Below are 11,840 nucleotides of genomic sequence, written 5' to 3' on the forward strand. Positions count from 1 at the left end.
AGCGATGTGGTGGTGTCCGCGCCGGCCCCAGCACCGTCGGCCAAGTACTCAGCCCGGTTCTTTTCCTGGGCTTCTTCACCCTCGAACAGGCTGACTGCCTCGCTCTTGCCATCATCTCCTTCTGCTTTCACTCCACTCGGTTCAGTCCTCGGGTCCACGTCCGGTTCCCCACGTTTGCCTCTGCTCTTGTTGTCCTTCTCACTCCTATTCACCATCTCGTCCTTGTTCCCGGCTTCATTCCAATTGCCCACATCGTCCGCCTGGCTGCTGCGCTCCTGCTTGGCCTCTCTGTCCTCTGTGCTTCTTCTCTCACTCGCCGCACCGATCACTGCTTCCTTCTTTTGCTGACGCTTTGATGCATTATCCTCTAGGATGGATTCCACCTTAGACCCAGCCTTATCCTCGCGTTTGGTCGTCTCCACTACTTGGATATACTCCTGCTTCTGGCTTCCCCGCTCGCCGCCTTCGGGTTTCGGACTTGCCTCTGCAGCAGAACCCCCCATCCGCTTCATCCCGTCTGCCCTTCCTGAGGCAAAAGCCCCCTCCGCGAGCGGCACCAAACACGCCGTATCATCCTCGACGATCGGCAACCCCAACCGCTCGCTGATCTCCAGCAGCGCCAGCTTGCGCTGCCGGCTCCACACCCGGCCGGACGGGTTGGCATAATGCGGCGTCACGTACACGAAAGCTGGCCTCCCCCCGGTCGGCTCGCATTTCCGCCGCAGATCGTCCGGCAGCATGCCGTCCCGGTCACAGGCCACCGGGACCGCCCGGATTCCGCGGCGGCGCATCAGCTCCAGCGCCTCCGGCGCGGCCGGCGTCTCGACGAGCACCGTGCCGCCGCCCGGCACCAGCACCCGCAGCAACAGATCAAGCGCCCCGTCGGCGCTTTCAGCCAGCAACCATTGCTGCGGGTCCGTGCGGATGCCTTCGGCCTCTTCATAGGCCTCAGCCAGCCATTCCAGCAAGGCGCCAGCACCGCGGCGCCCTGCCTTCGATCCGCCTTGTCCTTGGCCGTCCGCAGCGGATTCCCATTCCAGCCGCACGCCGCCCCCGTTCCCTTGCAGCCCAGCCAGTGAAATGAGGCGGCCTCCCCGCACCCCGTCTTCGATTTCCCGGGCGAAGACCGGCGGCAGCCGGCGTTTTAGCATTTCCAAACCCGTGTCCACAAGAACACCCCGCTTCCCATTCGCTTGTATCTGCAATTGTACTGCAGGACAAATTTTCCAGACAACAGGAGCCAACCCCTGCATTGTGCTTGATTTTGACGAAGGATTGCCAAATCTATCATTTTTGCGAACCTCGTGTCGACATGATAGAATGAAAGCTGCACGAAAAGCGCATGAAAATATGTTTAGAGGTGATTTCCCATGCCTTACTCTACGGAACCTGCAACCGTCACCGAACCAAGTCGCAGCAGGAGAACACGGCGGCCTTCCGTAGCCCTGATTATACTGATTTGGATTCTGCTGATCGGTGCCGGCGTCACTGCGGCCTATATGTATAGCAACCATTTGAAGCAGTCGATGATTGACCAGCTGGACGCCAAATGGCAAAGCGAAGCCGAGCAGATGAAAGCCGATTATACAGCCCAGCTCACCGCTTTGTCCGACGAAGTCCAGGAATTGCAAAACAAAGTGCAAACGTTCAACGAATTGCTCGAATTCACCAAGGACAACACCAGCGAAAAAACGGATAACAGTAACAAATTGTTTTCGCAATTAAGCGAGGTCAAGGAGCAGTTGGCCGCGCTTCAGAAAAAGATGGATCTGCTGAAATGATCACGCCAGTTAAACAAATCAACCGTTTTTTCCTGCTGGCTACTGGACCCTTGATTGGATTGCTGATCGCTCTCTTCATCAGCGGGGCCGCGATTGATTGGAACCGGTCACCGCACCCCATCACGCCCGAAGCGGACGTCTTCCAAACCACCGCCTCCATCTCGGAAGGATTAACCAAAGCGGAGAAAGACGCCAAGACGACCATTTCCTCCATCCGAAAGACGGCCGAGCTCTACCAGAAGACCACCCAAACCATGAGCGACATCGTCAAAAATGCCAGAACCGCTTCCGCCAAACCCGAATCCATCTACGATCGGCGGATCACATCCAAGTTAGGCGTACCTTTTGAGACGATTCAAAGCGACCGGATTCGCATCGAGCTCTACAAAGTGAACCCCGGCACGTACCGCGGGTATGCGATGAAGATTCGACTCAAGTCGCCGGATGCCATGAAAATGACGCTGGGCAAAGATCGGCTGGGCGGAGCGGAAACGACTATGCAAGCGGTGCAACGCTACGGCGCGGTTGCCGGCATTAACGCCGGCGGATTTGCCGATTCTCGCGGGCAACGTTACCCCTTGAGCACCACGATCCTCAATGGGCAATATGTGAACGGCTTTGAGCCTTCCTATAAGGATTTATTTTTCGTTGGACTTAATCAATCGGGGCAACTGATCGGCGGCAAATTTCAAAACAAAGAGAGCCTGGACAAGCTGAAACCGAAGTTCGGCGCATCTTTTGTCCCGATTCTGCTGCAAAATGGAGTCAAGCTCCCGATCCCGGACAAATGGAAGACATCCCCGCTGCGAGCGCCGCGTACGGTGATCGGAAATTACAAGGATGATCAGCTGCTGGTGCTGGTCGTCGATGGCGATAACGAAAAGGGCCGTTCCGGCGCAACGCTGGAAGAACTGCAAAACAAGCTGGCAAACCTGGGCGTACAGGACGCCTACAACCTGGACGGCGGAGGCTCCTCCTCCCTGGTTGTCAATGGCCGGGTGATCAACCACCCGTCCGACGGTACACTTCGTCCTGTGCCAACGCATTTCTTGTTTTTTAAATGAGTCGCTACCAACCGTCTTCCTCCGATAACAACTCGTCTATGAAATCCATCACATTTTGATTTATTTTTGGACGATAGCCGGGTATAATAGGGGAAGGAGTACAACGTGGAGGTGTTCGGCTTGTCATTCTCTTTAACATTCTGGATTATTGCACTCGTTATGGCGATGTTTTTGTGCGGGATTTTGACTGCATCCTATAACGACGATAAAACCAAAGGCCTTTAGAGGTAACTCAAAAAGGCGGCTTCCCATCACGAAGTCATTCAAAAGAAGAAGGCTCGGCGTCGAATCTTGAATTCAGCCGGGCCTTCCGTTGCTCTCGTAGCACTTTGCTACGCTCCGCTACTCAGTCCCTAAGCTTCATCCAACCTTCTCGGTGCTGAAAACCCGCCCTTTTGACTCTCAATTGAACCGGTCACTCAAAAAGGCGGCTTCCCATCACGAAGTTATTCAAAAGAAGAAGGCTCGGCGTCGAATCTTGAATTCAGCCGGGCCTTCCGTTGCTCTCGTAGCACTTTGCTACGCTCCGCTACTCAGTCCCTAAGCTTCATCCAACCATCTCGGTGCTGAAAACCCGCTCTTTTGACTCTCAATTGAACCGGTAACTCAAAAGGGCGGCTTTCCATTACGAAGTTATTCAAAAGAAGAAGGCTCGGCGTCGAATCTTGAATTCAGCCGGGCCTTCCGTTGTTTTCGAATCGTCTCAAGCAACGCCCACTCTCCCCCAGCTAACGGACATCAGAGACGTTATTGCTCCCATCGGTGGACTTACCGAATTCTAACGGACTGAGAAGGCCTTATTTTGAAGAAAATACGCATCATCTCTGCTCTAAAAGGCCAATAAGGTCATTGGAGTCCGTTATATTGGGAAATAACCGGGAAATCGTCAAATAAGGTCGCTACGGTCCGTTAGGATCAAAATTCCACCATCCTCCGCCCCCTCTGTGGAGACCGACCCCGTATGAGCAAATTCGACAAAATAAATAAGCTTCCCGTACGGGAAGCTTATTTAGGCTTATGCTCTGAGGCCGTTAAACCCATCAACTGTCCTGGATGGAGACTAGGACAGTTGGCTCATTTCGACCAGGCATTGATTGCAAATGGACCGCTCTTTGAAGTCGCTTACGCTTTCCATCGATCCGCAGAATACACATTTCGGCCGGTAACGCTCCAAAATGATGTGATCCCCTTGAACCAAAATCTCGACGGGATCTCCCTCGTTCATTTGATATCTCTTGCGAAGTGACTTAGGCAACACGATTCTCCCGAGTTGATCCACTTTACGGACCACACCAGCAGGTTTCATAAAATTGTACACCTCTCCTGAAAAATAGTTATGTAAGAATAGAACCAAATACCTAATCTATTATATTTCGCTATTTTTTTTGGGATTCCTGCTACAGTTCCATGTTTTTAAATTTTTTCCGGGAATGCCTGCAATGACAACTCCTTTGGCACTCCGCCAATGGCTATTGCGTCGGCCCATTCCCCGCTTGATCGCCAGCAGTTATGCCGTGGGAAAGAGATCAACATTTCAGCTGCCAATCCCTGCAACTTTGCTCTAGGTTCATCATCTGTCCTCTATCCTACACCAAGTTGCATGTCAGCGAAGGTTGATTCTTCCCGCATCAGCCTGCGGGCCCGGGAGCCAAGCAGCCGCTGGCTCCGCGTCCCCCATGCGCAGCCCCTTCCCCGCGCTGCTAATCGTATTTACTGCATCCCTGGAAAATCAAGCTGCCGCAGCGCCTCATACACAATAATCGCCGCCGAGTTGGACAAGTTCAGCGAACGAACCTTGTCGGTCATTGGCATGCGCATCGTCGTGTCGGGATGGGCTTCCAAAATCTCCGGCGGCAAGCCCTTCGTCTCTTTACCAAAGACAAAGAAATCTCCGTCCTGGAACTTGAAATCCGTATACCGCTTCTTGGCTTTGGTCGTGGCAAAGAAAAACCGGCTTCCCGCGTACTTCTCCTCCACTTCCTGAAACGAATCGTGGTATTCAATATGCACCGCATACCAATAATCCAAGCCGGCCCGCTTCAGCGTAGCATCGTCTGTCCGGAACCCAAGCGGACGCACCAGGTGCAAATGTATGCCCGTCGCGGCGCACGTTCTCGCGATATTTCCCGTATTGGCCGGAATTTCCGGCTCCACCAGCACAATATGTAAGGCCATGATGATCGAACTCCTCGTCCTAGAAAAATAAACCCGGCCCGTCATAGACCGGACTTGATCATTATATCAAATTTTGACTGTAAAAAACCCCGAACCGCCTGCGAGCAGGCGAGTTGGGGGTTCTCAGGAATAGCAGGGGTCTTCCAGCGGAAGCCCCGCTGCGATCTTTATCCGTGCGTTTTTTGGAAGTGTTCCATGAATTCGACAAGAGCCTGAATGCTGGCTTTCGGAACCGCGTTATAAATCGAAGCGCGCAGGCCGCCGACGCTGCGATGGCCTTTGAGTCCCACGAAGCCTTCCTTCTCCGATTCCTTCACGAACAGCTTCTCCAGCTCATCGTTCGCCAGACGGAAGGTCACGTTCATGATCGAACGGCTCTCCGGCCGGACACAACCACGGTAGAAGCCGCCGCTAGCATCAATCGCTTGATACAGCAGATCGGCCTTGTCCCGGTTCTTCTTCTCGATCCCCTCAAGCGAACCTTGCTCTTCAATCCATTTCAGCACTTCGTTCACCATATAAATCGAGAAGGATGGCGGAGTATTGTACAGCGAGTTGTTCTCAGCATGCGTATCGTAACGGAACATCGTTGGCAGATGCTTTGGCGACTCCCGCAGCAACTCCTCGCGAGCGATCACCACAGTTACGCCAGACGGTCCCAGGTTCTTCTGCGCTCCGGCATACACCATGCCGAACTGGGTCAAATCAAACGGACGGCACAAAATATCGCTGGACATATCGGCGATCAACGGAACGCTGCCGGTGTCCGGGAACTCGCGGAATTGCGTGCCTTCGATCGTTTCGTTGGAAGTGACATGCAAATACGCGGTATTCTCCGGCAGATTCAAGTTGCTCAAGTCCGGGAGGGACATGTACTTATCTTCCTCCGAGGATGCGGCAACAAACGTCTCGCCGATGAGCTTGGCTTCCTTTATCGCTTTGTTCGCCCAGCTGCCCGATTTCACATAACCGGCCGTCTTGCCTTCCGTAAGCAGGTTCATCGGGAGCATGGCGAATTGGGTGGAGGCCCCGCCTTGCAGGAACAGCACCTGATAACCGGACGGTTGGCCGAACAGCTTCAGCAACCGTTCAGCTGCCTCGTTATGAACCGACTCATAGACGGCTCCCCGGTGGGACATCTCCATAATCGACATGCCTGTCCCGCGGAAATCAACGAACTCGGCCTGGGCCCGTTCCAGGACCTCCAGCGGCAACGCGGCTGGGCCCGCATTAAAGTTATAAGCTCTGTTACTCATTTCTCCCCATCCTTCCCTTTACAATCGATGTCTGGTTTCGAATACAATTATCGATTATCATAGCAACTATTCGATCTCCCAGCAAGCCGTTATTTCGCAAAAATTCACCATTTTGCAGAATTGACACATTAACGCTTCATCAAGGGAAAGGGGCGATCGGTTTTTCCAGGTCTTGCTGCATCGCTGGCCATGTGAACTTCACTAAGATCGATCACTCAAGGAATCTCACTAAACTCATAACTTCGCGTCCAGCTTTGCCGTTCCCCTGGTGCCACATGGACCGTAACGAACATTTCCGGGGAAATGACATGGCCGTGCCCCCAAACAGCGGCTGAGCTTAACGGAAGCTTGCTCCGCTCACGTACAGTCAGTCCGCTGGGCCGATGCTGCAGCTCCCACAGCCAAGGGGTTTCACGCCCGTCGAAGGGGGTCATTCGGAAATAGAAGTCCTTCTCTGGACGGCGCTCCCAGGTCACTTGATCCCCCTCAAACACCAAGCCCTCCAGCGTCGATGGATCATCGCTCCAGATCTCCGGAGCAAACGGCAGCTTCAGCACGTAATCCGGCCCGACCGCATATCCGTCAATACCGAGAAAGTTATGGCTGTATTCGTCGGTCATAATCACTCGGCTCCCAGTGTTCTCCAATATGTAAGTGACGGACAGAAGGTTGCCGGAGATTTTGATGCTTTTTTGCATACGCATGGCGTATCCCCGGCATTCCACAGGCTCGGTCGTAAAACAAATCTGCTGCTCACCACTTTGCTCCACCCGAGTCTCAAAACGCTGGCAGGCGTAATCCCTGTAAAAAAAGTACTCCGCATCATCCGGCCGTGTGAGCAAGCCTACACCCAGCTTGGGGAACCGTTCACCCACCTGAGTTTCCTCATACCCAATCGCTTCCTTGATGCCAAATTCGCTGCAAATTCCAATGCCTCCTGTTCCGGTTCCGGGTGTCAGGCTTTCCGGCACGCAGAATTGATGTTGTCCGTCCAGCTTAACGCCTGTGATGATTCCGGCCCCGTCGAACCGGGTGCCTTGGTACACTTCGCCGAGTTCGGCAATTTCAACGTGCAATCGGTCGTTTTTTAAATGATAAGCCATGGGTTCCCTTCCTATCTATTACGCGGTTAACGTAATTTCTATCCGGTGAACGGCTCCTTCCTGCAGCGCCTCGATCTCTTGACGCGGAATAAGGCAGCCCCCCTCACGAGAGCTGGAATCCAGCGATACGCCATTTACGGTAACGTGACCGATTCGATACTTCCCGTATTCGGCACGCTCCAGGTTACGATAAACGATCTGCAACTTACGTCCGGCGAAGCTGGTGATCACCGACGCTTCTCCCGCTGCATCAAATTGCTCTGCAGTCAGCTTCGGTTCCAGACGCAGATCTCCGTAATCGCCTTTGACCCCATATACTTCCGTCAGCAGCGTCAACAGCAGCCAGCTGGCCGATCCCGTTAAATAAGTATACATGCCGCGGCCCCGTTCGTTAATATATTCCGGAATCCCGGGATACATCCGACTGCGTTCAAAATCCGCGGACAAGCGGTAAACGGAATCCAGCACCTGCTTGCCAGCCTGGACGAATCCGCGCTTATAGAGCGCATTGGCGTACATCACCGTCATGTGGCTGAACATCGCCCCGTTTTCTTTATGGCCAAAAGCAAACCCAAACGCCCGCCCCAGATTCTGTTGAATTTCACCAAACCGTGAGTTCAGCCGGTAACCGATGCGCTCATCCTTGAGATACCGATCCACCGCTGCTGTGATTTTGCCAACTTGCTCCTCGGTCGCAATGCCGCCCATGATTGTAAACACTTGACCGGTTAACGTCATACGTACCCCGTTTGGATGGTCTCCTTCCACCCGTACGGCATCGTTGTTGTAATATCCGTTAAACCACTCGAACCCTTCCGCACTGCGGATCCATTCCTGCTTCCGTAAATGTTCAAACGCCCAATCCGCTTTCCGCCGAAGATCCTCCGCCACCTGCTGCACGCTAAACTTCCGCTTCCGCCCGCTGACGGCCGGCACAACGGAGTCAAAATAACGTTCCAGCAGCTCCTGCTTCGCCGGAATGCTGTCGTAGTTAATCGGCGTTCCCAGGCTATCCAGCAACACAGCGATTTCTTCGGCAATCTCGATCGTATCCGTTCCGCCCGGCGCTTGTGCTAACCGAGGAATCAACTCGGAGAGCTCCAGCAAATTGCTGGCATAAAATGCTGTAAACGCAACGCTCTCTCCACGTGCCGGCGCCATATCCAGTCCGTCGTTCCAGTCCGCGCCTTCCAGCTTAATATTGCCATTTTCGCCTACGTTAAAGAACGCCACGATATTTTGCAGCAGAATATGCTCCAAAATGCTCCCTTCGTAAATACGCCCATCTTGCGACAACAGCTTGTTCCCCTGCTCCGGCGTCCAGGCAAGATCACGTTCCTTACAACGTTTGGTGAAAATATCGCGGAAATACGTCTGCGGCTTCAGCAAAAAGCCAAGGTCCCCGCTTTGATGAATATACAGTAGCGTCGTTAACAGCGGCCAAGCCCCATGGTCCATCCATACCCGCGGAATATTGTTGCGGTCAGCGATAAATTCGCCCGGTTTCGCGCCGATAATCGTCGCATTACTGCCGTCGATCCGCACGCCGGCATAGTTGTTGTAAAGCAAATGCCCCACTTCATCCGGCTCCATCACCAGCAAGGCCAGACAGTCCTGCCATAAATCGCGCCAGCCTCGTCCGCCGCGCCCATAATCGTGATACGGGAGGAACGAGTTTCCATATAAACGGCGTAAAATCGGCTGTAGCGTCACCCACTTCAACCAAAGATCATGTTGTTCATCTCCGGATTGAAAAGCGAGCGTATCCAGCTTGCCCCGCCAGTAAGTTTCGTTTTGTTCCAGCAGTTCATCAAATCGGGCCTCTGACAAATATGCTGCAGCAATGCGCTTCGTATCGATCCGGTCATCAGCGATCATCATGGCTACAACATAGGACACCGATTCCCCCGGCGCTAGCTGGGTTGTGGCAAACTTGAGCGCACCAACCGCTTCATACCCCTCGATTTCGGCGCCTGCTTCAACATCCGGCTGACGATTGGCGACCACCGCCTGCGGCCAGTCTAAAGCCCCGCCTTCGCCGATGAAGTCTTCGATCACCGGGAAGAATCCAATCGGAGCAGTCCCATCCTGCGCGGCTCCAAATACGCCGTAGGCCGTTTTGTTCACGCGATGCCCGCGCTCATCGAACGACAGTGCCGGTTGAACCTCTACGCCGTGAGCGGAGGTATATATCCGGTGGAGCAACGAGGTAACATGCCGGTGATCCCGCAGATCGTCAGCAGAACGCGCATACAGCGGAATCGCCGCGGTAGGTGTAATGGTGAGTTCCGTATCCCCGGTATTGGTCAGCCGAACCTTCATCAGTTCGATTTTATCGTCCGTCACGGGAACAAAGCTGGTGCTTTCGGCTCTCAAGTTCAGATTGGCACTTTCCCGCGTGATCTTATGCCATAAGAACCCGGCCTCCAGCAAAGTCTTCTCTTTCTCCTCTGAAAATAACGCCGCGTTTTGCCGCGCCGAATTCCCCGTCACGGACCAGGCCCCATAACCATCAAGATAGATCCAAAAATTCCGCGCCGCTTTAGAGTTATGCAAGCTCTCCACCGAGATCGGCTCCAGCAGAAATGAGTTATGCCCCGTTGTCGCTTGCCCATGCAAATTCGGTGATACCGAGGACATCATCCCCGCATCATTAACCAAAGGAAAATACAAATAACTGCTTAACTCAGGCTGTTCAAGCCGAAACACACCCTCCTTCCCATGGAATTTCCAGCCGCTTGTCGCCATTTCCCTCATCCTTTCCGTTGAAATCAGATGTTCCGAAATGATTCGGAACCCCAAATCATCCAAGAGTTCAAAAAACCAATTTCAAAAAGCAACGAAACCGGTTTCGATATCTTCATTATCTGATCTATTCCTCGGTTTGTAAAGGGTTTCAGTTCGCAAAAAAATAAACCTCCCCATCCAACGGATAGGGAGGTTGTTCGTATGATAGCTACTCGGCTTACAGATCGTAATAAAGACCAAATTCGTAAGGATGTACACGAACTGCAACAGCTCTGGCTTCGGCGCGTTTCATTTCCACGAAGTTGTCGATGAACGCTTTCGTGAAGACTCCGCCTTGAGTCAGGAACTCATAATCGCTTTCCAAAGCGTCCAGCGCTTCGTCCAGGGAGCCCGGAACGCTGCGAATCGATGCTTTCTCTTCATCCGACAGCTCGTAAATGTTCTTGTCGAACGGTCCGTAGCCCAGTTTCACCGGATCGATTTTGTTCTTGATGCCGTCGAGGCCAGCCATCAGCATAGCGGAGAAGGCCAAGTACGGGTTAGCCGTGGAGTCTGGCGTACGGAATTCGATACGGCAGCCTTTTGGCGTTACGGCAGCAACCGGAATCCGGATAGCAGCCGAACGGTTCCCCTTCGAGTATACCAGGTTTACTGGAGCCTCGAAGCCAGGTACCAAGCGTTTAAACGAGTTCGTGCTTGGGTTCGTGAAGGCGATGATCGCCGGTGCATGGTAGAGGATCCCGCCGATGTAGTTCAGGGCGATTTCGCTCAGGTTAGCATAAGCACCTTTTTCGTAGAACAGTGGAGTATCGCCGTTAAAGATCGATTGGTGTACGTGCATCCCGCTGCCGTTGTCACCAAACAGCGGCTTAGGCATAAACGTTGCCGTTTTACCAAATTGAGCGGCGGTATTATGCACGATGTATTTGTAAACCATCAGGTTGTCAGCCGTTTTCAGCAGCGTGTCAAAACGGAAGTTAATTTCCGCTTGACCGGATGTTGCTACTTCGTGGTGGTGACGTTCAACGCGAATGCCGGCTTCTTCAAGCAAACGGCACATTTCGCTGCGGATGTCTTGTTGCTTGTCGGTTGGTGCTACCGGAACGTAGCCGCCTTTAACCGGCACTTTATAACCCAGGTTGCCGCCTTCTTCTGTACGGCCGGTGTTCCAAATCGCTTCCTCGGAATCTACCGAGTAGAACGTTTTGTTCATACCGCTCTCGAAACGAACATCGTCAAAGATAAAGAATTCGGATTCCGGAGCAAAGTATGCCGCGGTACCGACACCGCTTTGTTTCAAATACTCTTCTGCGCGAACCGCTACGCTGCGCGGGTCACGCTCATAACGTTCGCCGTCCGGCGTATAAATATCGCAAAATACGTTCAACGTCGGATGTGCGGTAAAAGGATCAACAAATACAGAACCATGGTCCGGCATCATCACCATATCCGATTCTTCGATACCGCGGAACCCAGGGATCGAGGATCCGTCGAAAGCAACGCCGTTTACGAAGGTGTCCTCATTCACTTCTTTCGCCGGAAGCGTAATGTGATGTTGACGTCCCGACAGATCAACAAAGCGGAAATCTACCCACTCGATTTGCTTTTCCTTGATTGTTTTTAAAACGATCTCTGCTGACATACTCTTTCCTCCCAAAATCACGAACATTAAATCTTATTTTTGCGTTTAACGTTCATCCTTTAGTATGATTA

General features: G+C 53.0%; 9 protein-coding genes. 2 read left to right on the plus strand and 7 right to left on the minus strand.

What is annotated here, in order from left to right:
• Positions 1-1,169, minus strand: a 1,169-nt coding sequence (locus POTG_RS24510; protein WP_036646653.1) for an aminotransferase class I/II-fold pyridoxal phosphate-dependent enzyme, incomplete at its 3' end; no start/stop codon positions are given.
• Positions 1,170-1,370: 201 nt separating this feature from the next.
• Between POTG_RS24510 and POTG_RS21770 the strand changes: the two genes are divergently transcribed.
• Positions 1,371-1,781 (plus strand): hypothetical protein, encoded by a 411-nt coding sequence (locus tag POTG_RS21770; RefSeq protein WP_009227011.1) that lies wholly within the window; start codon positions 1,371-1,373, stop codon positions 1,779-1,781.
• Complete coding sequence (locus tag POTG_RS21775) at positions 1,778-2,845, plus strand: phosphodiester glycosidase family protein (protein WP_009227012.1); 1,068 nt, start codon at positions 1,778-1,780, stop codon at positions 2,843-2,845. Before POTG_RS21770 ends, POTG_RS21775 begins: the two co-directional genes overlap by 4 nt.
• Positions 2,846-3,905: 1,060 nt before the next feature.
• Here the strand turns inward: POTG_RS21775 and POTG_RS21780 are convergent.
• The 6 genes from POTG_RS21780 to glnA form a co-directional block, all read right to left on the minus strand.
• A complete protein-coding gene (locus POTG_RS21780) occupies positions 3,906-4,151 on the minus strand; it encodes an AbrB/MazE/SpoVT family DNA-binding domain-containing protein (RefSeq protein WP_009227013.1) in 246 nt (81 codons plus the stop codon).
• Positions 4,152-4,555: 404 nt separating this feature from the next.
• Positions 4,556-5,020: a tRNA (uridine(34)/cytosine(34)/5-carboxymethylaminomethyluridine(34)-2'-O)-methyltransferase TrmL gene (gene trmL, locus POTG_RS21785; protein WP_009227014.1), complete on the minus strand. Its 465-nt coding sequence runs from the start codon at positions 5,018-5,020 to the stop codon at positions 4,556-4,558.
• 167 nt (positions 5,021-5,187) lie between these two features.
• The gene (serC, locus tag POTG_RS21790) at positions 5,188-6,276 is read right to left on the minus strand and encodes a 3-phosphoserine/phosphohydroxythreonine transaminase (RefSeq protein ID WP_009227015.1); all 1,089 of its coding nucleotides are present in this window, start codon (positions 6,274-6,276) and stop codon (positions 5,188-5,190) included.
• A gap of 215 nt (positions 6,277-6,491) precedes the next feature.
• Positions 6,492-7,379 carry a hypothetical protein gene (locus POTG_RS21795; protein WP_009227016.1) on the minus strand — a complete coding sequence of 296 codons (888 nt, stop codon included), beginning with the start codon at positions 7,377-7,379 and terminating at the stop codon, positions 6,492-6,494.
• A gap of 18 nt (positions 7,380-7,397) precedes the next feature.
• Positions 7,398-10,127 (minus strand): GH36-type glycosyl hydrolase domain-containing protein, encoded by a 2,730-nt coding sequence (locus POTG_RS21800; RefSeq protein ID WP_009227017.1) that lies wholly within the window; start codon positions 10,125-10,127, stop codon positions 7,398-7,400.
• A gap of 217 nt (positions 10,128-10,344) precedes the next feature.
• A complete protein-coding gene (gene glnA / locus POTG_RS21805; protein ID WP_036646655.1) occupies positions 10,345-11,769 on the minus strand; it encodes a type I glutamate--ammonia ligase in 1,425 nt (474 codons plus the stop codon).
• Positions 11,770-11,840 lie beyond the last annotated feature (71 nt).

Source organism: Paenibacillus sp. oral taxon 786 str. D14, assembly GCF_000159955.1.
GTDB classification, from domain to species: domain Bacteria; phylum Bacillota; class Bacilli; order Paenibacillales; family Paenibacillaceae; genus Fontibacillus; species Fontibacillus phoenicis.

What these genes read in the sequence shown, in the direction of transcription:
- POTG_RS21770 (WP_009227011.1), top strand. Translation starts at nt 1,371, where the DNA reads ATGCCTTACTCTACGGAACCTGCAACCGTCACCGAACCAAGTCGCAGC.
- POTG_RS21775 (WP_009227012.1), top strand. Translation starts at nt 1,778, where the DNA reads ATGATCACGCCAGTTAAACAAATCAACCGTTTTTTCCTGCTGGCTACT.
- POTG_RS21780 (WP_009227013.1), bottom strand. Translation starts at nt 4,151, where the DNA reads ATGAAACCTGCTGGTGTGGTCCGTAAAGTGGATCAACTCGGGAGAATC.
- trmL (WP_009227014.1), bottom strand. Translation starts at nt 5,020, where the DNA reads ATGGCCTTACATATTGTGCTGGTGGAGCCGGAAATTCCGGCCAATACG.
- serC (WP_009227015.1), bottom strand. Translation starts at nt 6,276, where the DNA reads ATGAGTAACAGAGCTTATAACTTTAATGCGGGCCCAGCCGCGTTGCCG.
- POTG_RS21795 (WP_009227016.1), bottom strand. Translation starts at nt 7,379, where the DNA reads ATGGCTTATCATTTAAAAAACGACCGATTGCACGTTGAAATTGCCGAA.
- POTG_RS21800 (WP_009227017.1), bottom strand. Translation starts at nt 10,127, where the DNA reads ATGGCGACAAGCGGCTGGAAATTCCATGGGAAGGAGGGTGTGTTTCGG.
- glnA (WP_036646655.1), bottom strand. Translation starts at nt 11,769, where the DNA reads ATGTCAGCAGAGATCGTTTTAAAAACAATCAAGGAAAAGCAAATCGAG.